Raw genomic sequence first — 25272 nt, forward strand, 5'->3', positions numbered from 1 at the left:
GGCTAGAATCCGGGGACCGGGAGCGGTTCTCCGCGGCCTGTGCGTTCGGTGATGAGCGAGTAGAACTCTGGGCGGCGATGCGCCGCGAAGTCGAAGACGCTCTCGCGGAACGGGGTCGATAGGTCGAGATCGATATGCGAAACGAGCACTTCGTCGCCGTCGGAGATCGCCTTCGCCACGATCTCGCCGCTCGGCGATGCGATGGCCGATCCGCCGATCATATAGACGCCATCCTCGGTGCCGCTCTTGCCGGCGGCCGCGACCCAGAGCGCGTTCTGGTAGGCGCCCGCGGCGAGCGACAGCAGGTGGCTGTGCATCTTCGTATGCGGCTCCTCCTGCCAGCCGGGCACCACCATCGGGGTATTGAACCCGAGGACGACGAGATCGGCGCCCTGCAGCGCGAGCATGCGGTAGACCTCCGGCCAGCGGCGGTCGTTGCACAGCGCCATACCGATCTTGAGCCCCTGGGACTCGAATACTCCGAAACCGAGATCGCCGACCTCGAAGTACTTCTTCTCGAGGTGCTGGTGCGGGAGCTCTGCGCGGTTGTCGTCGTGGCCCGGCAGATGGATCTTGCGATACTTGCCGGTGATGCTGCCGGTGCTGTCCACCAGGATCGAAGTGTTGTAGTGGTGGCCGTCCGGAGTGAGTTCTGCGTAGCCGAGGTAGAAGCCGCACTTCAGCTCTGCCGCCGCAGCGAAGAGCGGCGCCGTCTCGTCGCTGGGCATCTCCCGCTCGAAGTACTGGTCGGCTTCGCCCTCGTCCTCGAACCAGTAGCGCGGAAAGAACGTCGTGAGGGTGAGTTCGGGGAAGACGACGAACTCCGCTCCGCGCGCGCACGCCGTGCGCAGGTGGGCGACCAGGCGGGCCACCACATCGGTACGGCTGTCCTCAGGCTGAATGCCGCCGATCTGGACGACTCCTAATCCGAGTGTGCGTGGTGACATGTGCTTCCTCCTCGAAGCTTCGGGTTCGCGGGCCTGCGGGGCCGCCTGCACCGGTGCGGCGCGGCCGTCTGCACTGGTACGGGCAGGGGCCGCCTGGCCTAGGCGAACGATTGTGCTGCACTCACTCTAGGTACGGCGCTCGCCATAAACTCTGGTGATTCGACTAAAGTTCAGAGCAGAAAAACAGTCGATCGACCAAAGGAAGTGAATGGAGCTCATCGCGCTGGCGACACCGTTGCCGCTCGGCCGCATACTCGATGCGCTCGAGGATCTGCCGGAGCAGGTCTCGCTGCACCGGCGCCCGGCGCCCGTGCAGCGCATCGCAGTCGAGACGCGAACGCTCGCGGGTGCCGCCGAACTGCGGGATGCGTACGGGCAGGCATGCGCAGCCGGGGCGGAGCTCGTCATCGTCGTGGGCGCGAAGCCCCTGCTTCCGGAGCTGGGGCCCACGGACACCCCCGTCATGGCGGTTCGAGCCGAAGCGACACCGGCCTCGATCTCCCGCCTCGTGAAGCAGCTCAAGTACGACTCTCCGGTGCCCGGTATCCTCGAGGACGAGCAAGCGCAGAGCGAGATCGTGGATATCGTCGATCGCGCCGCGGACTCGCTACGGGGCCACATCATCGTGGAGGACCAGGACTTCCAGATGCTCGCGTACTCGCGTTTTGCGGCGCCGATCGACGAAGCGAGGCGCAACGCCATCATGCAGCGGCGCATGCCCGGATACCTGCAACAGGTGTTCAACGCGCAGGGCGTTCAGGCCAGCCTGATCCGCGGCGAGGACGTCCTTGAAGTCGCGCCCGATGCAGCCGCGGGCCTCGGGCCGAGACTGGTCGTCGCGATCCGGTCGCGCGGACGGCTGGTCGGGACGATCTGGTTCGCCCGCGCGTCGCCGGCGTTCGCCGAGGACGACACCGCGACGCTGCAGGCGGCAGCAGCGCAGATGAGCGAGATCCTCGTGGCCGACCTGCGGCGGCGCGAGGACGAGCGGATCACCCGGGACGACGCGGCGCTCGATCTGCTGGCGGGGAGACGAGTGGAGGCGGCGCTGCTGGAGCTGGGCGTCACCGGGCGCTCGTTCGGCCGCGGGGCGCACGTCATCTCCTTCACCGTTGCACCCGAGCATCCGGAAGCCCAGTCCATTCGCCTCGCCGACTTCCGCGTGCTCGTCGCCAACTCCTCATGGTCGGTGCAGAACGAGGCGGTCACGGTCGCCGACGGCGACCGCCTGCACATCGTGCACTTCGACTGCGGCGGCGACCCGCACGAATGCGACGCGACAGGCGCGCGCCTGCTCGCCGGCTACTTCGTCGAGAGTCTGCAACGCGTCGACATCGAAGTCGCCGTCGGTATCGGAAGTCATGCGAATGCCCCGCACGACGTCGCGGGATCCGCCGCCACCGCCGACCGCGTGCTGAACGCGCTGCTGCGCGAAGGGCGGAGCGGGGTCGCGACGCCGGGAGAGTTCTGGGCTCCACTGCTGCTCGATCAGCTCCTCGCCCAGCAGCTGCCGATCCGCGGCCGAGTGCCCCGCGGGCTCGAGCAGATGCTTGCGAGCAATGTCGCGAAAGACCGCGACCTGCTCGCCACCGTGCGGGTGGCGATCGATCACTGGGGCGATATCGGGCGAGCGGCGCGGCGCCTGCATGTGCACCACAACACCGTGCGATACCGGTTGCAGAGATTCGCGGATCTCACCGGTGTCGATCTCGATATCCCGGACATGCGCTTCGCCGTATGGGCGCTGCTGCGGCAGCCCGAGACGGCCCCTGCGATCGCGCCCTGAAACGGCGACGGCCGCCGGGCCTCGAACACCGAGGTCGCGGCGGCCGTTCGGCGGGCGCAGCCCGCGATGATCCCTATGCCAGCGACGCCGTCAGCGAGATGTCGACCGCGGCGAGCGCCTTCGATACCGGGCAGTTCACCTTCGCATCGTTCGCGATGCGCGCGAAGTCCTCTGCGCTGATGCCGTCGACGGTGCCGACGACGGTGAGGCGGATCGCGGTGATACCCGTGCCCGGGGTGAAGTCGACTTCAGCCGCGGCGTTCAGCTGCGTCGGGGGAGTGCCGTTCTCCGTGAGCATGTTCGAGAACTGCATGCAGTAGCAGGTCGCGTGCGCCGAGGCGATGAGCTCTTCCGGCGTGGTCGTCGAGCCCGATTCCTCACCGCGGGCCTTCCAGCTCACCGAGAACGTGCCGGCTCCCGAGGAGTCGAGGCTGGTGGTACCCGAGCCGGTGAACAGCTCTCCGTTCCAGACGGCGCTGGCCTTGTTCACGATGGTGTTCGGCATAATTCCTCCAAGCGAGAGCGTGCTGAGTTCGTGCCGGGCCCGTGGCGACGGTACCCGGTCATCGCCACGCTAACAGAAGCGGGTGGCCGAGAGGCAGACTCTTCCCCGCAATCCCGGCCGATCATGCTGTGAGCGAACCGTCGGCCGCGATTCCGGGCCCATCGTCAGTGGCGGGGGCTACCCTGGACGATATGAGCAGCTCAGCGACCGGCCCGTTCGATGCGCCGCAGTTCGACAGTGCAGGCGAAGGCGACGAGATCACGATCTCGGCGAGCGCGCTGCGGACTCTCGGCGATCAGATGCAACGGTTCCTGCTCGAGTACCGCTTCGCGATGCAGGAGGTCGAGACGAAGCTCGCGATCCTGCGCGAAGAGTTCTTGCACATGCACGAGTACAACCCCATCGAGCACGTGTCGAGCCGCGTGAAGAGCGTCGACAGCCTGGTCGAGAAGATGGACCGCCGCGGCGTCGCCACCGACTTCGACGCCATTCGCGGTCAGATCTACGACATCGCCGGCGTGCGCGTCACGTGCGCCTTCATCCGCGACGTCTACCGCCTCTTCGACCTGCTCACGCAGCAGGACGACATCACCATCCTCGAGGTCGAGGACTTCATCAAGCACCCGAAACCGAACGGCTACAAGAGCCTGCACACCATCATCTCGGTGCCGGTGTTCCTATCGAGCGGCCGCGTCGATGTGCCGGTCGAAGTGCAGTTCCGCACGATCGCGATGGATTTCTGGGCGAGCCTCGAGCACAAGATCTACTACAAGTACGCCCGGCATGTGCCGAGCACCCTGCTCGACGAGCTGAAGAACGCGGCCGACACTGCGGCCGAGCTCGACACCCGCATGGAGCGACTGCACGTGCAGGTGCACGGGCTGCCCGAAGCGGCCCCGGCGCTCTCGCTGCGCGAGGTCGAGGAGCAGGTGCACCGCACCTGAACGGACGGCGCGCAGGCGGCACGCATTACAGTCGAACTGTGACGAGCGAAGAACACCTTCCGGGAGGGTCGGGCGGAGTCTGGCGCATCCAGAACTCCGACGGCACCGTCAGCGTGCACCGGCCCGTCGGCCCATGGACGACGGCGGTGCATGCGCTGCTCGCCCACCTGCACGAGCGCGGCCTCGACGGCATCCCGCGGGTGCACGGATTCGACGACGACGGGCGCGAAGTGCTCGACTACTTGCCCGGACTCACGCTCGACCCCGAGAAGCAGCAGCCCGATGACCGCGCGCTCGCCGCAGCGGCCGCCTGGCTCAGACGGTTCCACGACGCCGTCGCCGACTTCGACGCGCGGGGCCTCGAGTGGCGCCAGGGGGCTCGCCCCCTCGACCCCGGCGAGATCATCTGCCACAACGACCCCGGCCTCTACAACTGGGTGGTCGTCGACGGGGAGTTCTCGGGCATGATCGATTGGGATCGGGCCGGCCCCGGTCGCCCGATCGACGACCTCGCCTTCCTCTGCTGGTCGGGAGTTCCGCTGTTGCGGGAGATCCCGACCGCGGAGGCCGCGGGTCGCATCGGCCTCGTCTGCCAGGCGTACGGCGGGGTGGCACCCGGTGAGCTGCTCGATGCCGTCGACACGCGCATGGCGCTCATCGCCGAGCGGTGGCGGGCGGGAATCGAACGGGGCGACGCCGGCACCATTGCGCTGCGCGACGCAGGAATCATGGACCGCCATTTCGCACGGGTCGCGGGCTTCGCAGCGCGGCGCGAGACGATCGGCCGGGCGTTCTCCTAGGCGCCCGATGCGGAATATGAGCTGTGGCAGGGTTAGGGTGGGGGCGTGAGTAAGGACCCATTCGAGGAGCTCTTCGGCCCGGCGGAGCCCGCAGCCGGCGAGTCGCAGCCCGTGCCCGCACGCGACCGGCTCGCCTTCGAGCAGGCCGAGCGCATCAAGACGTCGCCTCTGCCGACCACGAAGCCCGAGCAGCCCGAGGGCGCCCCGGGCCCAGCGCAGCCGCCGGCGAAAACTCCTCGCGGCGGAGGCAGCACGCGATCGGCGAACGCGAAGCCGTGGATCATCGTCGGCCTCGTGACGGTATTCGCACTCATCGCATCGATCGTCGTGATGAATCTCGCGCGAGCGGGCGACGATGCGGCCACGGCCGAGACCACTGCCCCGGCGAAGACTTCGGAGCCCGCGACGAGCGCGAAGCCCACGACGGAGACCGAAGGCAAGGCCGACGGCGAGAAGAAGGACACAACGAAGACCAAGGAGGCGGCCGACGAGCCGCCGGCGGTCGACCCCGGCCCGACCGGCGACATGAACGTGCCCCTGTGGGGCATCACGGCGCAGATCTCGGGCAAGTTCGGCTGGCCCCAGTACGAGATCAGGGGCGAACAGCTCGTGCTCATCGGTTCGCCGCTCATCGACCAGCTGCCCGATTCCTGCTCGGCGATGCGCGAGCAGTGGGGCATCGAGCGCACGGCGACCGGCTCGTACACGGTGCTGAAACCGGCGCACAGCTGCGCCGCGGCCCCTGAACTGTACGACGAGATCTGGGGCCTTACCGCGGCCATGGTCTCGACGATCCAGCCCGGGTAGCGATCCGCGCTACGGCGTCGGCGCCGCGAAGACGCCCGGCCACAGGGCGAGCGCGACCGCGTAGCCGGCGAAGCTCACGATGTCGAGCACCCAGTGCGCGACGATGAGGGGCAGCGATCGCCCCCATCTGCGATACGCGTAGCCGAAGACGAGACCCATCACGACGTTGCCGATGAACCCGCCGAAGCCCTGGTAGAGGTGGTAGCTGCCGCGCAGCAGCGCGCTCGCGACGATGGTCGCGAGCGGCCCGACGCCGAGCCGGCGGAGCCGGTCGAAGAGGTAGGCGACCACGATGAGCTCCTCGCCGAGGGCCGCCTTCAGCGCCTGCAGCACGAGCACGGGCACCGTCCACCAGTAGGCGTCGAGCGCCGCGGGCACCACGGTCGTGTTGATGCCGATCTGCTTCGCGAAGACGTAGAAGACGAGACCGGGGACGCCGATGATCGCGGCGAGGGCGAAGCCCGCACCGGCCTCGCTCGGCCAGCGCCACCGGCCGCCCGCGCTCGGTGCTCCGAGGCCGAGTCTCCCGAGGCGAGGCGCGCGTTCGCGCCAGAGCAGGAACACGACGAGCGCGACCGGCGCGAGCCCGAAGACGAACGAGAGCAGCTGGAAGATCAGATCGAATACCGGCCGCTCGGCGAGCGATGTGTTGATGCTCGCGGTCTGCTCGGCCAGCGCGGTGTCGCGCGTGACCCGTTCGACGATACGTACGATCGCGTACACGCCCGAGGCCCCGAACGAGAGGGCGAGCACGATAGCGACCTCCCACCGGAGGCGATTGCGGATTGCGGGTCGGTGCACTGCCCCAGCGTATCGTCGAAGCCTCGAGGAATGTCGGATTCGCACAGTTCCCGAGCGGTCGTCGGGTCGCCTTTTGCAGGGTTCTGCACAACCGAATCACGATGGAGTCACGGCTCCAGGAAGTTCGCAGGTGCGGCTCCACCGGAAAGCTAGGGTGGTCCCCGTAACAATCGATACCCATCGGCGAATAGGCGCGACAAAGACTGTCCGCCGCGACCGGATGGGGATTTCAAGGAGGAAACGAAGTGAAGCGATCACGGAAGGGTCTCGCGTTCATCGCGCTGGCCGCTGCCGGCGCACTCGCGCTGTCGGGCTGCTCATCGAGCGGTGGCAACAGCAGCGAGGGGACCTCGGGCAACGTCATCACCGTCAACAACACGGAGCCGCAGAAGGCTCTGATTCCGGCGGCCACCTCTGAAGTCGGCGGCGGCAAGGTCGTCGACGCGCTCTGGGAAGGCTTGGTCTACTACGATGCCGACGGCGCGACGCAGATGGGCGTCGCCGAGTCGATCGAGCCGATGGACGATGCGAAGACCACCTGGGAAGTCAAGCTGCGCGACGATGCCGTGTTCTCGGACGGAACCCCGGTGCTCGCCAAGAACTTCGTCGACGCGTGGAACTACTCCGCGAACATCGACAACGCGCTCGACAACCAGTCCTTCTTCGGCACGATCAAGGGCTTCAGCGAGACCGAGCCCGTCGAGGCCATGGAAGGCCTGAAGATCGTCGATGACCACACCTTCACCGTCGAGGCGAGCCCCGACTTCCCGGACCGACTGGGCTACTCGGCGTTCTACCCGCTGCCCGATGTCGCATTCGAGGACATGGAGGCCTACGGGCAGGCGCCCATCGGCAACGGACTCTACAAGTTCGCGAGCGACGACGCCTGGAAGCACGACGAGTCGATCAGCCTCGTGAAGAACGACACGTACGTCGGCCCCCGCAAGGTGGCGAACGACGGAATCGAGTTCAAGGTCTACGCATCGCTCGACGCGGCGTACACCGACCTGCTCGCCGGCAACCTCGATGTCCTCGACCAGATTCCCGACACCTCGTTCGCCGTGTTCCAGGACGAGCTCGGCGACCGGGCGATCAACCAGGCGGGCGCACTGACTACGACGCTCTCGATCTCGACGAACCTCGAGCATTTCAGACTGGACGAGGAAGGCAAGAAGCGGCGTGCTGCGCTCTCGATGGCCCTCGACCGCGAAGAGATCATCGACGTCATCTTCGAAGGCACGAACGTGCCCGCCGAAGACTTCACCTCCCCGGTGGTCGACGGCTACGCCGAGGGGCTCGCCGGCTCGGAGAAGCTCGACTTCAACCTCGACGAGGCCAAGAAGCTGTGGGCAGAAGCCGACGCGATCAGCCCCTTCGAAGGCACGCTCGAGGTCGCGACGAACTCCGACGGCCCGCACCAGGTATGGGTCGAAGCCGTAGCGAACCAGTGGTCGACGAACCTCGGTATCACCGCCGCACCGAAGCTCTACCCGACGTTCGCGGCGTTCCTCGACGATCGTGAAGCCGACACCGTCGGCGGGCCGTTCCGTGCCGGTTGGCAGGGCGACTACCCCGGTGCGTACAACTACATGCAGCCGCTCTACTACACGAACGCCAGCTCGAACCACGGCTTCTACGCGAACCCCGCGTTCGACCAGGTGCTCGACGAGGCGGTGCAGGAGAGCGACCCGGCAGCCCGCAATGAGAAGCTGAACCAGGCGCAGGAGATCCTGTTCGAGGACATGCCTTCGATTCCGCTCTGGTACCAGGGAACCACGGGCGGCTACGGCGAGAACGTCGACAACGTCACGTTCGGCTGGAATTCGGTGCCGATCTTCAACGAGATCACGAAGAAGTAGCGCACCCACCCAGAAACGGAGGCCCCGGGCGCTGAGCCCGGGGCCTCCGCGCTGGACGAGACGTCGAATCCGTCTCGTCCAGCCCACGTACCGGCGGGATCGGACAACGTCGTCCGCGGCCCGGCTCGCATAGCGATTGCGAAAGATCGACAGACATGTTCAACGACCTCACGGAGAAGGGCAGCGCAACATGCTGAGATACCTCTTCTTCCGAATTCTCCAGGTGGTCCCGGTGCTCCTCGGCACCACCTTCCTCATCTACTTCATGGTGTTCGCCATGCCCGGCGACCCGATCGCCGCGATGTTCGGCGACAAGCAGCCGAGCGAAGCGGTGCTCGAGCGCCTGCGCGAACAGTACCACCTCGACCAGCCGTTCTTCGTGCAGTACCTGCTGTACCTGAAGGGCATCCTGGTCGGCGACTTCGGTACGAGCTTCTCCGGCGAACCCGTATCCCAGATCCTCGCCCGGACGTTCCCCATAACGATCAAGCTCGCCGCGATGGCGATCGTCATCGAACTCGTGCTCGCGGTCGTGATCGGACTCTTCTCGGGACTGCGCAAGGGCAAGCTGTTCGACAACGTGAACCTGATCATCGGGCTGCTATTCCTGAGCATCCCGATCTTCGTGATCGCGTTCATCGCCCAGTTCGGGCTCGGGCTGAAGCTGGAGTGGTTCAGCCCGACCGTCGGCTCGGGCGCACCGACGCAAGACCTGATTCTGCCCGCGATCGTCCTCGGTACGAGCCTGTATGCGACGAGCATGCGACTCACACGTTCCTCGGTGATCGACACGCTCAATCAGGACTTCGTGCGCACGGCGTACGCCAAGGGCCTGAGCCAGCGACGGGTCGTTCCCGTGCACGTGCTGCGCAACTCGCTGATCCCGACGATCACGAACACCGCGACCGACTTCGGCGTCCTCATGGTCGGTGCGACCGTCACGGAGGGCATCTTCAACGTCCCCGGTGTCGGCAATGTGCTCTTCCAAGCCATCCTCAAGGGCGAGAATGCGACCGTCGTCTCATTCGTCACCCTGATGGTGCTGATCTATCTCGGCGTCAATCTCGTCGTCGACCTCCTCTACGCCGTACTCGACCCGAGGATCCGTTATGCCTGAGCCGCAGCGCCCCGCCCTCGTCCATTTCGTCGCTCCGTTCGAAGAGACCCCGGTCGACGCCGTCGACGCCGTCAAGATCGACGACAAGAAATCGAACCTGTGGCTCGATGCCTGGCGCGACATGCGCCGGCGCCCCATGTTCTGGATCTCGGCCGTGATCATCTTCGTGGTGATCCTCATCTCCCTGTTCCCCTCGGTCTTCGCTCACGTGGACCCGAGGGCCTGCACCTTGGCGAACTCGAACGGCGACCCGAGCGCCGGGCATCCGCTGGGATACAACAAGCAGGGCTGCGACGTGTACTCGCGCATCATCTACGGCACTCCCACATCGGTATCCGTCGGCCTGATCGTGATCATGATCACCTTCGTCGTCGGAACGATCATGGGCGCCCTTGCCGGATTCTTCGGCGGGCCCCTCGACTCGATCCTCTCCCGCATCGGCGATATCTTCTTCTCGATCCCGTACATCCTCGCCGCAGTCGTCGTGATGAGCGTGCTCTCGGCGCACCGCAACCCGCTCGTCATCGCGCTCGCGATCGGCGGGTTCTCGTGGCCCATCACCGCCCGCATCGTGCGAGGCGAGATCCTGCGCGTCAAGAACGCGGACTTCGTGATGGCGTCCCTAGCGCTCGGCCTGTCGCGTTTCGCGACGCTCCTGCGTCACGTGCTGCCGAACGCGCTCGCCCCGGCGATCGTCGTGACGACGCTTTCGCTGTCGTCCGCGATCGTCGCGGAATCGGTGCTCTCCTTCCTCGGCGTCGGCCTGCCGCCCGGGCAGTTCATCAGCTGGGGCAACGACATCAGCGCGGCGCAGCTCTCGCTGCGCACCGATCCGATGCCGCTGCTCTACCCCTCACTGGCGCTCTCCATCACGGTGCTCGGCTTCGTCATGCTCGGCGAAGTGGTGCGCGACGCCCTCGACCCGAAGGCGAGGGCCCAGCGATGAGCGAGACGACCGAGAACAGCAAGGGAGCCATGGTGGAACCGCTGCTCAGCGTTCGCGACCTGCGCGTCGCGTTCGGCAAGAAGAAGGACCCCAACGAGGTGCTCCACGGCGTCGGCTTCGACGTCTACCCGGGTGAGACGGTCGCGATCGTCGGCGAGTCGGGGTCGGGCAAATCGACGACCATGCACGCCGTCATCAACCTTCTGCCCGGCACCGGGCGCATCACCGACGGTTCGGTGCTCTGGAAGGGGAGCGAGATCGCGAACCTGCCGCGACGCGAGATGGAGCGGCTCCGCGGCCGCGAGATCGGGCTCGTGCCCCAGGACCCGATGTCGAACCTCAACCCGGTCTGGTCGATCGGGTTCCAGGTCGAGGAGGCGATCCGCGCCAACGGCGTCGCCACGGAGCGCAAGGAGGTCAAGCGGCGCGCCGCCGAGGTGCTCGAGCAGGCCGGTCTGCAGAACGCTGCGCAGCGGATGAAGCAGTACCCGCACCAATTCTCGGGCGGCATGAAGCAGCGCGCGCTGATCGGCATCGGTCTGGCAGCGAATCCCGACCTGCTCATCGCAGACGAGCCCACATCGGCGCTCGACGTCACTGTGCAGAAGGTGGTGCTCGACCATCTCGCGTCGCTCACCAGCGAGACCGGCACGGCAGTCGTCTTCATCACGCACGACCTCGGCCTCGCGGCCGAGCGCGCCGAGAAGCTCATCGTCATGTATCGGGGCGACATCGTCGAGTCCGGGCCGAGCCGCGAGATCCTGCAGAACCCGCAGCATCCTTACACGCGCCGACTGGTCTCGGCGGCGCCGAGCCTCGCCTCGCGCCGCATCGGAACCGAGCCGACCCTGCCGACCGCGCCCACGTCGACGTTCGACCTCGCGGCCCTCGCCGAGACCGAACGGCCGCAGGCGGGTCATGGCGAGCCCGTGATCGAGGTCTCCGGCCTCGGGAAGATCTACAAGCTGCGCAAAGGCAACTTCGGGTCCGAGGATTTCCACGCCGTCGCCGATGCCTCGTTCACCGTGAACCGCGGCGAGACGATGGCGCTGGTGGGCGAATCCGGTTCGGGCAAGTCGACCATCGCCAAGATGGTGCTGCAGATCGAGAAGCCGTCGTCGGGTTCGATCCGCATCGCGGGTCAGGAGACCGCGGGCCTCTCGGGCCGCAAGCTCTTCGATCTGCGGCGCACGCTGCAGCCGGTGTTCCAGGATCCGTACGGATCGCTCGACCCGCTGCACAACATCGGCAACACGATCATCGAGCCGTTGAAGATCCACGGCGTGGGCGACCAGACGAGCCGCAAGGCGCGCATGCTCGAGCTGCTCGACCAGGTGGCGCTGCCGCGCGAGCTCGCGACGCGCTACCCGAACGAGCTTTCGGGCGGCCAACGCCAGCGCGTCGCGGTCGCGCGCGGTCTCGCACTGAAGCCCGACATCCTCGTGCTCGACGAGGCGGTCTCGGCGCTCGACGTGCTCGTGCAGGCGCAGGTGCTCGACCTGCTCGCCGAACTGCAGCGCGATCTGGGGCTCACCTACCTCTTCATCACGCACGACCTCGCCGTCGTGCGCCTAATCGCCGACCGCGTCTGCGTCATGCAGCAGGGCCGCATCGTCGAGCAGTCGACGACCGACGAGGTGTTCGAGTCTCCGCGCACCGAGTACACGAAGAATCTGCTCGCGGCGATCCCTGGCGCGCAGATCGAGCTGGGAGCGGGTTAAGCACCCGACGAGCCGCGCACGGGGAGTGCGGGCGAGCGGCGGCGGGCGGCCCGTCGCATCGCGCCCGCATTCCCCGATTCCGGTCGAAGCTGGGAGACGAAACGCCCCGCGATCCGTTAAGATTGTACGTCGGCCTTCATTGTGCCATGCGGGAATCGATCCCCATCGCGCCCGGCATCCCGCCACGCCGACGCTCCGCCCGTCTCGTTAGGACTCCACTTCTATGGCTCTCGCAACTCGCGAAGACCTCCGTAATGTCGCAATCGTCGCACACGTCGACCACGGCAAGACCACTCTGGTCAACGCCATGCTGACGCAGACCAACTCGTTCGACGCTCACGAAGAGGTCGGCGACCGCGTGATGGATTCGAACGATCTCGAGCGCGAGAAGGGCATCACGATCCTCGCGAAGAACACGGCCATCTCGTACGAGGGGCTGCACGCGGAGAACGGTGCCATCACCATCAACGTGGTCGACACCCCGGGCCACGCCGACTTCGGCGGCGAGGTCGAGCGCGCCCTCTCGATGGTCGACGGCGTCGTGCTGCTCGTCGACTCGGCCGAGGGCCCCATGCCGCAGACCCGTTTCGTGCTGCGCAAGGCGCTCGAAGCGAAGCTCCCCGTGATCCTCGCGATCAACAAGACCGATCGCCCCGACGCCCGCATCGAGGGCGTCGAGAGCGATGCGCAGGATCTGCTGCTCGGTCTCGCCTCGGATCTCGCCGAGGATCACCCCGACATCGATATCGACTCGGTGCTCGAAGTGCCGACCGTCTACCTCTCGGGCCGCGCCGGCGCAGCGTCGCACAACCGCCCCGCTGACGGACAGCTGCCCGACAACCCCGATCTCGAGCCGCTGTTCGAGACCATCCTGGCCCGCGTGCCCGCCCCCGTCTACGATGACGAGCACCCGCTGCAGGCGCATGTCACCAACCTCGACTCCTCGCCGTTCCTCGGCCGTATCGCGCTGCTGCGCGTGCACCACGGCGAGATCAAGAAGGGCGAGACCGTCGCCTGGATCAAGCACGACGGCTCGGTGCAGAACGTGCGCATCACGGAGCTCATGCTGACCAAGGCGCTCACCCGCTACCCGGCCGAGCGCGCCAGCGCGGGCGACATCGTCGCCATCGCGGGCATCGAGGACATCACGATCGGCGACACCATCGCCGACGCCGCCGATCCGCGCCCGCTGCCCATCATCACGGTCGACGAGCCGGCGATCTCGATGACCATCGGCGCGAACACCTCGCCGCTCGTCGGCAAGGTGAAGGGTCACAAGCTCACCGCCCGCATGATCAAGGATCGCCTCGACCGCGAGCTCATCGGCAACGTGTCGCTGCGCGTGCTCGACACCGGCCGTCCCGATGCGTGGGAGGTGCAGGGCCGCGGCGAGCTCGCCCTGTCGATCCTCGTCGAGAACATGCGCCGCGAGGGCTTCGAGCTCACCGTCGGCAAGCCCCAGGTGGTCACCAAGGTCGTCGACGGCAAGACGCAGGAGCCGTACGAGCACCTCACCATCGACACCCCCGAGGAGCATCTCGGCGCGATCACCCAGCTGCTCGCGGCGCGCAAGGGCCGCATGGAGAACATGGTGAACAACGGCACCGGCTGGGTGCGCATGGAGTTCATCGTTCCGTCTCGCGGCCTCATCGGCTTCCGTTCGGAGTTCATGACCGAGACCCGCGGCACCGGCATCGCGAACGCGATCGCCCACGGCTACGGCGAGTGGGCCGGCACCATCACGACCCGCCACAACGGTTCGATCGTCGCCGACCGCGCCGGTGTCGTCACCCCGTTCGCGATGATCGCCCTGCAAGAGCGCATGAGCTTCTTCGTGGAGCCGACCGCCGAGGTGTACGAGGGCATGGTCATCGGCGAGAACTCGCGCGCCGACGACATGGACGTGAACATCACCAAGGAGAAGAAGCTCACGAACATGCGTTCGGCGAACGCCGACAACTTCGAGTCGATGACGCCGCCGCGCATCCTCACTCTGGAGGAGTCGCTCGAGTTCGCCCGCGAGGACGAGTGCGTCGAGGTGACCCCTGAGGTCGTGCGCATCCGCAAGGTCGCGCTCGACGCGACGACCCGCGCCCGCGCGGCATCGCGCCTCAAGAACCAGAAGTAGGTTTCCTCGGCCGAAGGCCCCGCACCCCGCCCGTTCGCGGCAGGGTGCGGGGCCTTCGCGCATGCTCTAGGGTCGAGTCATGGCACTGATCTACGAGACCACCATGAGCCCGTCGAAGCTCGAACTGCTGGCGGCCTGGCTGCCCGAGCAACCCTGGTTCACCGGCGATATCGCCGCGCTGACACCGGTCGGCGCCTACCGGTTCGACGACCCCGATGGCGAGGTCGGCATGGAGGGCCATCTGCTCACCGCCGGCGACGGCACCGTCTACCACGTGCCCCTCGTGTACCGCGGCGCTCCGACGGAAGCGGGGGAGCGGTTTCTGCTCGGCACCTCTGATCACGGGGTGCTCGGCGAGCGCTGGATCAGCAATGCCGTCGGCGACCCCGTGTTCCGTGCGGTGCTCGCCCGCACCATCGCGGTGGGCGGGCGCGAGGCCGACGAGGTCGGCGTGAACCCGGCAGGCGAGCATCGCGACCGCGAGATCAAGGTGAGGGTGCGCGGCTCGGGCGAGTCCGGTGCCGTCGTGCCCGACGTGACCTCCGCCCAGGTCGGTCTCGACGGCGACGTGTCGGTGCTCGAGAGCGAGTCGGCGACCCTCACCGTGCGGCGTGTGCTCGACGCGTCGTACGTCGAGCCCGAGGGCGTGCTGACGCTGCGCGCGACCTGGCCGGGGCAGGTGCTGCCGGTCGTCATCGCCACGCTGGCGGTGTAGTCGAAGGGGAGTTCCGCCTCAAGGTGCAACCGGAAGCTTGCTGCACGGCCTGTATCCAGCGCGCTCATCATGAGATCGAACCCGAAGCCGTACCTTGCTATGGTCATCGGTGATGCTAGTCTTCGCAATTCCCGTCATTATCATTTTGGTGACGCTTCTTCTGAAGATCGCGGTCCACCCAATTCGGACGCTGTTTCTCGTCTTGCGGGTACTCTTCTTCATATTCGCAGTCGGTGCGTGGGTAATGTTTTTCATTCTGCGCTCCGAGCTGGACCGGCCGGTGGTCTTTCAAGACCTGCTGCTGCCCATCTTGTTCACCATTCCCTGGCTTCTGACGTTCATTCCATCGCGCCGGCAAAAGCAGAGCCAATAGAACTGCTCGAAGCGGGTCGAAACCGATCAGTAAGCGCTGGGTGATTGCCTGCAAATTGCGTGTCGATGGCAAGCCGGGCGTTTGGCGCGAACTTTCCGACGGCGCCGGTGTCATCGGTACCTGGCAACCTGGTCAGCAACTGCACCACGGAGAGGACTGCATAATGCTCGCCTTCTATACGCACTTGAGTTGGACTGACGAGGCCGGCACGGCACACCCTCTGCCCGGCTGGGACTCGGGCCTCGGAACACTCGCCGCACCTGCCTACGTTCACGAAGACGGCAGCTACGTCTACTGCGCCGAGCGCTTCTCCGGTGGGGTCTGCGAGTGCCCGGAACCGCACGAGTGGCGAAGTATCGCTGGGCCGGGCGCACTCCTATCTCATGCCGGCGATGACTTCCCGACGACCTACACAATGCATGTCGACGCGCTGATCGCGATTTACGAGCGGGCGGACGAGTACCGCTTCCGCGCCCTCACGCTCAGCGGAGAGCCGGTCGACGCGGAGCAGCGCATCGCCGAGCTACGCGCGCTGCCAGCGGGTACGGTGGTCACAGTAGACGAATGGGATCAGTCGTAGGTTTCGCACCCCAGCGAGCACTGGTTGTAGAAGTCGACGAGTGGGCTGCCCGCCCGACAGGCGTAGTGAGCGATGCCCGAGACAAGACGAACCGATGGGCTGACATCGGTCTCTAGCCGCGCGTCGCCTGCACAGTCTTCCAAGCGTCGCGCGCGAAATCTCCGCTGATCGTATGCGTCACCGCGATGAGCAGGTCGCCGTCGATCACGATTGCGTCTACGTACCTGTGCTCCGGCGACTGGGACTGTTGGAATGCAGCTTCTGCCCCGTCTGCATCCACTTCGACGTATACGGAGTCTCGGAGGGCGGCAAGGAGCTCGGCCTTCGACGCCTCGTCTATGAGTGCGACGCCCATGTAGGCAATCGCGTCGGAGCGATCGATGCCCCACCCGCAGTATTGCGGCTCGACTCCCGCTCTGATCGTCGCCATCGTCACCGGTCCGAGCAGGCTGGCGAGCTTCTCTTCCGCCGGTGCCCCTTCCATATACAACTGCAGTTGATCGCTGTAGTCGCGCACGATCTCGAGAGGGAGAATCGCGTTGCATCCCGCTGGAACCGGCGCGCCTGCCTCCTCGGCAGAGCTGGTGGGCGCATCCGTGTTCAGCTGAGGCGGCACTTGCGTGCTCTCTGCCTGCTGCGAGATCTTGGGCCGTTGTGGATCGGGCGACGTTTCGGCGCACCCGGTGAGTGTCAGTCCGAAGAGTGCGGTCGTGGAGATCAGGGCAGATAAACCGGCTAGCCGAGGACGAGTTGCGGTCATGGCGCCAGCTTAGCGAGCTCCTCCCGCTGATTCATTCGGTCCGCGGGCGTTAATACCGAACCATTATCGGAGCCGTGCTCCGGCTCCCGGCGAAACGAGAAAAGCCCCGGAACTTCCGCATCATTCTGCGGATGTTCCGGGGCTTTCTGGTCGGGATGACAGGATTTGAACCTGCGACCCCGTCGTCCCGAACGACGTGCGCTACCAAGCTGCGCCACATCCCGATTGCGTTTTCACGCAGGCTCCAGCTTAACGGGTTTCTGTGCGAGTGAGAAATCGGTGCGGTACCGGCGGTCCGTGCGCTGCACCCCGGGCGCGTCATAGCATCACGGACTGCAGCGCATCAAGGGGCTTTCCGGTACGCGAGGGCGGCGGGAGACTCGGAGGAAGCGCCCTGCCGGCGCGGAAACCTGCAGCTCCACAGTGCGTGGAATGCGATGTCAGAGAGGAGTCGCCCATGGCGAGCAAGGCGCCGCAGATGCCACATGAGGTCTCCGATGAGGTCGGTGCTTTCGACCGTTTCGCCGAACGGGCATCGGCACTTGCGAGTAGGGCGTGGTTCTTCTGCTTCTGCGTGCTGCTCGTACTGCTGTGGGCCCCCTCGATCTTCCTGATTCGCAGCATCGACACCTGGCAGCTGATCATCAACACGGTGACGACGATCGTCACCTTTCTGCTCGTCGCGCTGCTGCAGAACAGTCAGAAGAGATCCGACCAGGCGGTGCAGCACAAGCTCAACGCGATATCGGATGCGCTGAGCGACTTCATGCACGAGGACGGGCACGAACGGGATGCCGAAGAGCTCCGAGACGCCGTCGGGATCGAGAACCGAGAGAGCTCCGGCGGTCAGTGAGCGGGCCCGGCGGATCGGAAGGAGCGGTGGGATGGCCGAAAGCGCTCGGAGCGTACGCAGCGATCGTCTCGTCGAGCAGATCGCGGAAGCGGCAGCTCGGCTCGGTGCGACGATCGCCGTCGCCGAATCGTTGACGGGCGGCCAGCTCGCCGCGGCGCTCGCCGCCGGGCGCGATTCCGGCTCGTGGTTTCGCGGGGCGGTCGTGGCGTACCACCCGGAGGTGAAGTTCGGGTTGCTGGGCGTGCCCCGCGGCCCGGTCGTGAACGAGCGCACGGCCGCGTCGATGGCACTGGCTGCGCGAGATCGGCTCGGGGCGGACTACGCCGTGAGCGCGACCGGGGTGGGCGGGCCGGGTGCCGAGGAAGGGAAGCCCGAGGGCACCGTCGTCATCGGGGTCGCGACGCCCGACGGGAGCGTCCGCTGCTCCGAATACTGCTTTCCCGGATCGCCGATCGAAGTACTGCATCGCACCATCGAGTGCGGGCTCGAACAATTGCGGATCGAGATGCGCGCCGGCGCGACGAAGGGCGAATGACGGATGCATCGAGGAGTGCCGGCCGTTCGGTTTCGGGCCGCCGGCGCCCCCACGTTGATGCGGCGAGCCTGCGGGCTACTCGGGCGCTTGCGGCACGAGAAGCGGGGTGTCTCGAGACCGATCGGTCCCGAGACACCCCGCTTCATGCTGTCCGGGCTACCTCCTGCCGATTCTGCGGGTCTCGCGGTATCCGAAGGCGAGTGCGCCGATGCCGGCGAGTACGAGCAGCGCGTCGAGCAGCAGCACCGACCCCTGCGAAGCCGAGCCCGTCGTGGCGAGCAGCCCGGGCGCCGGGGTCTTCACGACCGGGGTCGCGGCGGGCGTCACCGGCGGCGGGTTCACGGCCGGCGGGGTCGCCGGCGGCTCCACCGGGGGAACGACGGGCGGAGTGACGGGGGTCGTCGCGCTCGAGCAGTCGTTGCCGGGGTCGGTGTCGCCGCCGCCGACATCGGCGAGAGCGACCGTCGGCACGACCGGTACGGTCACGCACGCCGTGTTCGTGAGATCGGTCGTGCCCTCGGGCACCGGACCGACGACCGCTTCGAGCACGATCGACGCACTCGCGCCCGCCGCGAAGCTGCCGGAGTACGCGAATGCGATGAGCGCCCCGCCGCCGGCCGAGACCGACCAGCCGGCCGGCAGGCTCACGACCTCCCCGCTCGAAAGGCCTGCGGGGAGCAGGTCGTTCACGACCGGGTCGATCGCCGCGGCCGGGCCCGCGTTCGTGATGGTGAGGCTGTACCGGATGGTGTCGCCCTCCCAGACGCCCGCACCCTCCGCGCTCGCGGTCTTCACGATGCCGAGGTCGTACCCCTGCGGCGGCGGGCACGCTTCGACGTCGTCGCTGCCCTCGGCGAGCACGGTGCCCGAGTCGTCATCGCCCGAAGCGAGGGCCGCGGTGTAGGTGCTCGCGTCTTCGACGTAGAACGTGCGGGTGAGCTCGGAGCCCGGAGCGACGAAGGCGTCGGTCGTTACCGGGCCGTCGCTATCGCTCAGCGTCAGCGTATACGAGGCGCCCGGCTGCAGGCCGGCGAGCACGACTTCGATCGCGCGAATGCCGGCATCGGGTGCTCCCGGTGCCGGGCAGGGCCCCGTCGTCATCACGAGCGTCGGAGCATCGGGGCACGGCGCGAGGTCGACGGTGAAGGGGCTCGCCTCGATCGTGGTCGTGCGGTCCAGGAGCGTGGCGGTGTAGGTGCCCTCGCCGCTCAGCGGCAGGTCGAGGTCTCGCTGCGTGCTCTGCGCGGTGAAGCTCTCGGAGAAGGCGGGCTCGCCGTTCGGTCGTACGACGCTGACGGTGTAGTCATCGCCCACCGTCAGGTTGCGGAGCACGATCTCGCCGGTCGTCGGTAGGCCGCCGCCGGGCACGGTGCACTGATTCACGAGCAGCGCCACTACCGGGGTGCCGGCCGGAACGGGGCAGGGGGTGACGGTGAACGCTGCGCTACTGCCCTGGCCGCTCACCGCATCGGTGACGGTCGCGGTGTACTCGCCGTCGCCGCTGATGTTCATCTGCAGGGTCTCCGTCGCGCCGCTCGAGGTGAACGAGGTCGCGGAGACGACGGCACCGCCCTTCTTGACCACGACCGAGTAGGTCCGGTCGACGCTGAGACTGCTGAGTTCGAGCGTCACCGTCAGCGGCAGAGTCTCGCCCGCGGCGACGCACTGGTCGACGACGACGTCGACAGCGGGGGTCGGGATCGGGGCCGTGCAGTTGTTATTGAAGACGGCCTGGCCCGCGGCGTCCCAGTTCTGGCCGGGGAAGTGGGCCTCGACGCCGTCGTGGGTGTAGTCGAACGGCGGGATGATGTCTCGTCCGTTCTGGTGATGCGCGCCGGCGTGGCCGCTGGCGTCGCCGTTCGCATTCGGCGAGATCACGATGAAGCCGCCGTTGCCGAGAGCGTGGCAGATGGTGATCTTCTTGCCCGGGTTGTCGTTGCCCTTGTTGCCGGATGCGTCGGCGGTGCTCAGGGCGGCGGTGGTCGGGGCCTGCATCGACCGGGTCGATGCGGCCGGGTCTGCGCTCGCAGTATCGTCCGCACTGTCGGCGGTGGTCTTCTGCTCCGCTTCGGGAGCCGCCTCCGCGGGCGCCGGGGCCTCGACCGTGGGCGTCTCGGACGGCGCTGCCGGAGGCGTCTCGACGGGAGCCGGTGCGAGTTCGGGGCCCGGTGCGGGCTCGGGAACGGGGGCCGGCTCTGGTGCCGATGCGGGCTCGGGGGCTGGCTCGGGAGCCGGTGCGGGTTCGGGTGCCGGGGGCGGTTCGACCGGCGCCGTTTCGACGGCCGGTGCCGCCGCATCGGCAGCGACCGTCGCTGCAGCGGCGGGGTCTACGGGCGGCTCATCGGCGAACGCCAGCGTCGCCGGCGCGAAGGTGAGGGCGGCGGCGATGAGCGCTGCGAGGCCCAACCGCCGGTGCTTGCCTCGCGTCGACTTCGTCGTCGACCGTGGAGACGGGTCTGCGAAAGAAGACTTTCGCGCATTACGTGGCATCAGAATTCCCCTTGTTCGTGGTCCAGTGGGTTCCCCGCCGAAGTCAGTACGGCTGACCCGGTTATGCGGCACCTTAGAATTCGGTTGCCGTCGGGCTCGGGCGCTCGTCAGAAGTCCGGTACTCATTGCCAGGTGTTTCGCCAGGGATCGCCGAGCGGCGCTCGGCGGGCAGGGCAAGTCGCACGAAGAGGCGTACCCAGGAGCGGAGCCCGCCCGGGGTCAGAGCGCCGCGAGCTGCCGGCGGCTCGAGAGGCCGAGCTTGCGCAGAATATTCTCGATATGGAATGCGACGGTGCGGTAGCTGACGCCGAGCTCGTCGGCGATCTCCGCATTCGTGCGGTCGGCCTGCGCGAGCCGCATCACTTCGGTTTCGCGCCGGGTCAGCCGTGCCGAGCCGCGGCGCGGCGGCAACACGCTGACGAGCCGCAGCTCCGCGGCGACCCGGGGGTCGTGCAGTTCGCGTCGCGACGCCATGCCGAGCTTCCCGAGCACGTTCGTCATGTGGAAGCCGACGGTCGAAACGCTGATGCCGTAGCGGGCAGCGATCTCGGCGTTCGATGATCCCTGGGCCGCGAGCAGCACCACATCGCGTTCGCGGCCGGTCAGGTGCTCGGCCCCCGGCACCGAAGACATGACCTCGGCGCGCCGATGCTCGATCGGCCCGAGCGCGCTGTCGACCCCCGCGCGACTGCGATCGAGCAGCCCGCCGATGCGCACTGCGGCGGGCACCATGTTCAGCCGCGTGTACGTGTCGAGTGCGCTGCGCAGGTAGCGGCGCGCTCGCCGCAGGTCGCTTCCGACGTCGAGCATGAGCCGGCCTGCGTCGGCCGCCGCCCGAGCCGTCGCCACGGGGAAGGCCGAGTCGTGCCCCACCGAGTTCGCCGCCGCCACATAGGCGCGGATCGCCTCGCGTGTGTGCCCGTAGGCCTCTTGCACCCGGCCTTCGAGCCAGTCGAGCGACCCGTGCACCCCTTCGTAGGCGGGGGAGCGCAGCGCGCGGAGCCGGGCGAGCTCGCGATCGGCTGCTTCGGCCCGGCCCAGGGCCGCGAGCGCGTCGACCTTGAACGCGAAGATGTTCTGCGACCGCAGCAGCCGCTCCGAGAACTCCCCGTCGGCGGCGAATACCGCGAGCTGCGCCGCCGGGTCATCGGTCATGCGCGCATAGGCGACCTGCGCCCACATCTCGAACTCGGCCCCGAAGATGTCGTAGTCGGTCGTGCGCGTCTGCTCCATGAGCTGCGCCGATGCCTGCCAGCCGGCCCCATTGCCGGCCTCCGCAGCAATGACCGCGAGCAGGGCGTAGAACGACGGCCTGCTGACGGCATCCATCGCATCGAGGATCGTGGCAGAGGACTCCTGCACGATCGCGGGGATCTCGGTCGACTTGCCGAGCAGGTAGGCGCAGTAGAGGAACATCGTGCGGCCCGTGCCCTCGCCCCAGCCCGCGACACCGGCTGCGAGCATGGCCTGGGTGCACTCGAGGTCGTTGTAGGCGAGCGCGATGCGTCCCTGGCTCGCGTGCACCCCCGCTCGAATGACGTACGCATCGAAGAGCGTCGCGGTCCGTTCAGGGGCGGCCTCGATGCGCTGCGCGAGCGTGACGTATTCGAGGTGGGCGAGCTCGAAATCGCCGGCGGTGCTCGCACCGTAGAAGATCAGCCCCGTCGCGCGCAGTACGATGTCGGAGGCGCTCGGCAGCCAGCGCAGCCGTCGGTCGACGGCTGCCCAACGCGCGGCCGGCAGCGCGGCGAGCTGCAGTGCGAGCTCCCGGGCCTGACGCAGCGGAGCGAACCCGAAGTCGCTGCGCAGCGTCGCCTGCGGGGCCATCATGCCGAGGATCAGCAGCACGTGGGCGCGGATGTGCAGAGCTTCGAGCAGAGCCGTCTGCTCGGCAGGGGCAGCGCTGCGGAAACGACCGCCGCCGGTGCCGCAGAGTTGTGCGGGGAGCTCGGACAGCATGCGCGCGCCGAACTCGCGCGCCCAGGCGTAGTCGCCCCGGAATTCGCGCATGTGCAGCAGGGCGAGATCTCGCAGCGGCGACGGCGGCATCGCTTCGAGCGTCGGCACGAAAGGGAGGAGCCGGGGCAGCGCCGAGAGCGCCATGGCGAGCGTGTAGAGCTCGAGGACGAGGCCCTCGGCGATGCGCGGCGCCGGCCGGCGTGCGGCGTCGATCGCCAGCTGCATGATGCCCAACACGCGCTCGACGAGCCTGCGCTCGGCCGATTCGGTCACGACTGCGCGCAGCCGCTCGAGGGTCGGTTCGGCAGGCGCTGTGCCTGCGATCCCGTGCGCTTCGAGCGCCCAGACGAGCGCACGATACCTGCTCTCGGCATCGCTCGCGGGCAGCACTTCGGCCGCCGCCCGCAGGATGCGCGCGCGCCGGCGCGCCGACAGGCTCTTCGCGATCTCCTCGGCGAGCAGATCGTGATGCACGACGTACCCTTCGACGGTTGCATCGGCGCCGCGCCGGCCGCTGCGGCCGGCCGCCACGAGCACTCCGTCGGCGATCGCCTGTGCGGGTGAGGCACCCGCGTCGAGCGCCCCGTCGAGCTGCGCGAACGCGCTCTCGGACAACGGGGCATCGAGCACCGATGCGATCTCGACCGCTGCACGGGCTCCCGGCCGGAGCCGCTGCACGTGCTCGTCGATCGGCGACTCGAGGGCGGGCATGGCCTCGGCGATCAGTGCGTCGGTGATGTCCTCGTCGAAGCGGGGCCGCTGCACCCGCTCCGCTGCCTGCCTCCGCTGCCACACCGAATGAAGCGACGCGAGCACGTGGTCGAGCAGCAGCGGCAGCCCCCGCGACACGGCCGTCAGTCGAGTCGCGAGGGCGAGCGAGAGCTCGAGGTCGTGCACGCGCGAGATGTAGGTGCGCGCCTGCGAGGGGTCGAGGGGGAGGAAGTCGATGCGGCGCTTCGCGCCCCACGGGTGCCGCGCCGCCGTCGCGATGATCTCGCTCGTCTGCGGCGTGCGCGGCGTGCGGCCCGCGAGTACGAGGCACAGCCCGGTCGGCCAGTGCTGCGAGACCACTGCGCGCAGCACCTGCAGCGAAGCGTCGTCGATCCACTGTGCATCGTCGATGATGAGCAGCAGTCGGCGCCTGCTCGACAGTCCCTTCGTGAGCGCGCGGCGGCAGTCGTTCGCGGTGCCGTTGATCGCGGCGTCGGAATCGGGGTCGGTCTCGGCGTCGGGATCGGGGCGGGCGCCGCCCGCGGTGACGATGATGCGGCGTGCGAGCGCGAACGGCACCTGGTGGTCGTGCTTCGTCGCGCTGACATGGACGACGCGCCACCGGTCAGCGTGCGTGCGCGACCACGCCCGCGCCGCCTCGTCGAGCTGCTCGGCCCACACCGTCTTGCCCGAACCGGAGGCCCCGGTCGCGCTGAAGAGCGCGGTGCGCGCCTCGAGCGCCTCGGCGAGGACCGCTGCGGGCGCGTCCTGCCAGTGCAATGCGGGCAGTACCGCGCGATGCCGGTTCGGCTTGCGCATCGCCGCCCCGATGGGGTTCTCCACGAGCGTGGCGGCTCCCAGCGGCGGCGTCACCGTGGTTCCCATGGAAGCTCCTCTGCTTCCCCCCTGAGGTCTCCAGAGTACCTCCGAAGCATACGCCGGTCCACAGCGGAGGCTGTGAACCGGCTCTCCGGCGCTTCGGCGTGCGCCCGCAGCCTGCGATCAGATCGCTCGGCGGCGCACCGCACGCACGACGAACATCGCCGCACCGCTGAGCAGCGCGAGCAGTGCACCGCCGAGGGCCAGGCCCTGACCCGCACCGCCGGTGACGGCGAGAGCGCCCGGCTGCTTCGCGCCGGCGTTCGCTGCGGGTGCGGTCGGCGCTTCGGCGGGAGTCTCGCCCGGAGTCTCGCCTGCACCTTCGGCGGGTGCACCGCCGGCGCCGTTCGCATCGTCGGACTCGGCGGTACCGTCGTCGTCGCCGTCGCCGGGTGTCTCGCTGCCGGGCTCGGCGTGGTCGGTGGGGGTGTGGATGATGTCGACCCACTGGGCCGGGTCGCCGGCGTCGACGACGCGGTAGGTGAAGACGCCGGAGTCGAGCTGCACGATCGGGACGATGCGCTGCCAGAGCACGTCGCCGGCAGTGCTCTTCGCGTTGATCCAGCGGGCCAGCTGGCCGTTCACGATGCGCATCTCCCAATCGCCCTGGAGCTTCGGGGTGTCATCGAGATTGAACATCGTGTAGGTGCCGTCGGCGTGGAAGTACGCGTTGCCGACGAAGTTCGCTGCGCGGGGGTCGTCGAGGGCGACGTCGCTGCCGTTCTGGTCAACTGCGCCGGTGGTCGCCCACGGGGTCGCTGCGAGAGCCGCGGCCGCTGCGTCGATATCGACGGGCAGCGCCTGCGGCGCGGAGGCTTCGACGGCGGTTTCGTCTGCCGCAGCGGTTTCCGCGACCGTGCTCTCCGTGCCGGCAAGCCCGGCGATCGCCGTCTCGGTCGTCGCAGTCCCGGCACCGGTCTCGGCGGCGGACGCTCCCGCGGCGGGCAGCACGCAGAGTGCGGCGGCGAGAGCCGAGGCGGCGATGAGCGGCAGGCGCGCGGGCTTCTGGCGGTGGGTCATGTACAGTCCTTCGGTCGGAATCGGGGCAGCGCACTG

General features: G+C 67.9%; 21 protein-coding genes and 1 tRNA gene. 13 read left to right on the forward strand and 9 right to left on the reverse strand.

Annotation, left to right across the window (positions count from 1 at the left end):
• Positions 1-2: 2 nt before the first annotated feature.
• Positions 3-947: an N-carbamoyl-D-amino-acid hydrolase gene (locus ACUYTF_RS08400; RefSeq protein WP_449279614.1), complete on the reverse strand. Its 945-nt coding sequence runs from the start codon at positions 945-947 to the stop codon at positions 3-5.
• A 208-nt stretch (positions 948-1155) separates the two neighbouring features.
• On the opposite strand from ACUYTF_RS08400, the gene ACUYTF_RS08405 reads away from it, so the two are divergent.
• The gene (locus ACUYTF_RS08405) at positions 1156-2733 is read left to right on the forward strand and encodes a helix-turn-helix domain-containing protein (protein ID WP_434142353.1); all 1578 of its coding nucleotides are present in this window, start codon (positions 1156-1158) and stop codon (positions 2731-2733) included.
• 73 nt (positions 2734-2806) lie between these two features.
• On the opposite strand, the gene ACUYTF_RS08410 is transcribed toward ACUYTF_RS08405, so the two are convergent.
• Positions 2807-3238, reverse strand: coding sequence for an OsmC family peroxiredoxin (locus ACUYTF_RS08410; protein WP_434142355.1), 432 nt, complete (start codon positions 3236-3238; stop codon positions 2807-2809).
• A 299-nt stretch (positions 3239-3537) separates the two neighbouring features.
• Here ACUYTF_RS08410 and ACUYTF_RS08415 point away from each other — a divergent pair, with 299 nt between their 5' ends.
• Genes ACUYTF_RS08415 through ACUYTF_RS08425 form a run of 3 tightly spaced genes read left to right on the forward strand, consistent with a single transcriptional unit; the run spans position 3538 to position 5789 of the window.
• Entirely contained in the window at positions 3538-4182 is a 645-nt protein-coding gene (locus ACUYTF_RS08415; protein WP_434142766.1) for a GTP pyrophosphokinase, read from the forward strand.
• Positions 4183-4220: 38 nt separating this feature from the next.
• Entirely contained in the window at positions 4221-4982 is a 762-nt protein-coding gene (locus ACUYTF_RS08420; protein WP_434142356.1) for a phosphotransferase, read from the forward strand.
• A 45-nt stretch (positions 4983-5027) separates the two neighbouring features.
• A complete protein-coding gene (locus ACUYTF_RS08425; protein WP_434142357.1) occupies positions 5028-5789 on the forward strand; it encodes a hypothetical protein in 762 nt (253 codons plus the stop codon).
• A 9-nt stretch (positions 5790-5798) separates the two neighbouring features.
• On the opposite strand, the gene ACUYTF_RS08430 is transcribed toward ACUYTF_RS08425, so the two are convergent.
• Positions 5799-6590 (reverse strand): CPBP family glutamic-type intramembrane protease, encoded by a 792-nt coding sequence (locus ACUYTF_RS08430; protein WP_434142358.1) that lies wholly within the window; start codon positions 6588-6590, stop codon positions 5799-5801.
• A 245-nt stretch (positions 6591-6835) separates the two neighbouring features.
• Between ACUYTF_RS08430 and ACUYTF_RS08435 the strand changes: the two genes are divergently transcribed.
• From ACUYTF_RS08435 to ACUYTF_RS08460, 6 genes are all read left to right on the forward strand, one after another.
• Entirely contained in the window at positions 6836-8449 is a 1614-nt protein-coding gene (locus ACUYTF_RS08435; protein ID WP_434142360.1) for an ABC transporter substrate-binding protein, read from the forward strand.
• Between the two features lie 190 nt (positions 8450-8639).
• Positions 8640-9566, forward strand: coding sequence for an ABC transporter permease subunit (locus tag ACUYTF_RS08440; RefSeq protein WP_434142361.1), 927 nt, complete (start codon positions 8640-8642; stop codon positions 9564-9566).
• On the forward strand, positions 9559-10512 hold the full coding sequence (locus ACUYTF_RS08445) for an ABC transporter permease subunit (RefSeq protein WP_434142362.1): 954 nt from the start codon (positions 9559-9561) through the stop codon (positions 10510-10512). Before ACUYTF_RS08440 ends, ACUYTF_RS08445 begins: the two co-directional genes overlap by 8 nt.
• The gene (locus ACUYTF_RS08450) at positions 10509-12233 is read left to right on the forward strand and encodes a dipeptide ABC transporter ATP-binding protein (protein WP_434142363.1); all 1725 of its coding nucleotides are present in this window, start codon (positions 10509-10511) and stop codon (positions 12231-12233) included. The genes ACUYTF_RS08445 and ACUYTF_RS08450 overlap by 4 nt, the downstream gene beginning before the upstream one ends.
• Positions 12234-12456: 223 nt before the next feature.
• The gene (typA, locus tag ACUYTF_RS08455) at positions 12457-14361 is read left to right on the forward strand and encodes a translational GTPase TypA (RefSeq protein WP_434142364.1); all 1905 of its coding nucleotides are present in this window, start codon (positions 12457-12459) and stop codon (positions 14359-14361) included.
• Between the two features lie 79 nt (positions 14362-14440).
• A complete protein-coding gene (locus tag ACUYTF_RS08460) occupies positions 14441-15076 on the forward strand; it encodes a maltokinase N-terminal cap-like domain-containing protein (RefSeq protein WP_434142365.1) in 636 nt (211 codons plus the stop codon).
• Positions 15077-15191: 115 nt separating this feature from the next.
• Here the strand turns inward: ACUYTF_RS08460 and ACUYTF_RS08465 are convergent, their stop codons facing one another.
• Positions 15192-15503: a hypothetical protein gene (locus tag ACUYTF_RS08465; protein ID WP_434142366.1), complete on the reverse strand. Its 312-nt coding sequence runs from the start codon at positions 15501-15503 to the stop codon at positions 15192-15194.
• On the opposite strand from ACUYTF_RS08465, the gene ACUYTF_RS08470 reads away from it, so the two are divergent.
• On the forward strand, positions 15490-16029 hold the full coding sequence (locus ACUYTF_RS08470) for a hypothetical protein (RefSeq protein WP_434142367.1): 540 nt from the start codon (positions 15490-15492) through the stop codon (positions 16027-16029). The genes ACUYTF_RS08465 and ACUYTF_RS08470 overlap by 14 nt on opposite strands.
• Before the next feature lie 112 nt (positions 16030-16141).
• Here the strand turns inward: ACUYTF_RS08470 and ACUYTF_RS08475 are convergent, their stop codons facing one another.
• Both ACUYTF_RS08475 and ACUYTF_RS08480 read right to left on the reverse strand, forming a co-directional pair.
• On the reverse strand, positions 16142-16789 hold the full coding sequence (locus tag ACUYTF_RS08475) for a hypothetical protein (RefSeq protein ID WP_434142368.1): 648 nt from the start codon (positions 16787-16789) through the stop codon (positions 16142-16144).
• 147 nt (positions 16790-16936) lie between these two features.
• Positions 16937-17013 (reverse strand) — tRNA-Pro (locus tag ACUYTF_RS08480).
• A 233-nt stretch (positions 17014-17246) separates the two neighbouring features.
• Between ACUYTF_RS08480 and ACUYTF_RS08485 the strand changes: the two genes are divergently transcribed.
• Both ACUYTF_RS08485 and ACUYTF_RS08490 read left to right on the forward strand, forming a co-directional pair.
• Positions 17247-17642, forward strand: a complete 396-nt coding sequence (locus ACUYTF_RS08485; protein ID WP_434142369.1) for a low affinity iron permease family protein — start codon at positions 17247-17249, stop codon at positions 17640-17642.
• Between the two features lie 31 nt (positions 17643-17673).
• Entirely contained in the window at positions 17674-18177 is a 504-nt protein-coding gene (locus ACUYTF_RS08490) for a CinA family protein (protein WP_434142370.1), read from the forward strand.
• A gap of 156 nt (positions 18178-18333) precedes the next feature.
• Here the strand turns inward: ACUYTF_RS08490 and ACUYTF_RS08495 are convergent, their stop codons facing one another.
• The 3 genes from ACUYTF_RS08495 to ACUYTF_RS08505 form a co-directional block, all read right to left on the reverse strand.
• Positions 18334-20583 carry a hypothetical protein gene (locus tag ACUYTF_RS08495; RefSeq protein WP_434142371.1) on the reverse strand — a complete coding sequence of 750 codons (2250 nt, stop codon included), beginning with the start codon at positions 20581-20583 and terminating at the stop codon, positions 18334-18336.
• 303 nt (positions 20584-20886) lie between these two features.
• Positions 20887-24222, reverse strand: coding sequence for a LuxR C-terminal-related transcriptional regulator (locus ACUYTF_RS08500; RefSeq protein WP_434142372.1), 3336 nt, complete (start codon positions 24220-24222; stop codon positions 20887-20889).
• A 117-nt stretch (positions 24223-24339) separates the two neighbouring features.
• On the reverse strand, positions 24340-25236 hold the full coding sequence (locus ACUYTF_RS08505) for a DUF4822 domain-containing protein (protein ID WP_434142373.1): 897 nt from the start codon (positions 25234-25236) through the stop codon (positions 24340-24342).
• Positions 25237-25272: the final 36 nt, after the last annotated feature.

This window comes from Leucobacter sp. GX0328, assembly GCF_053567315.1.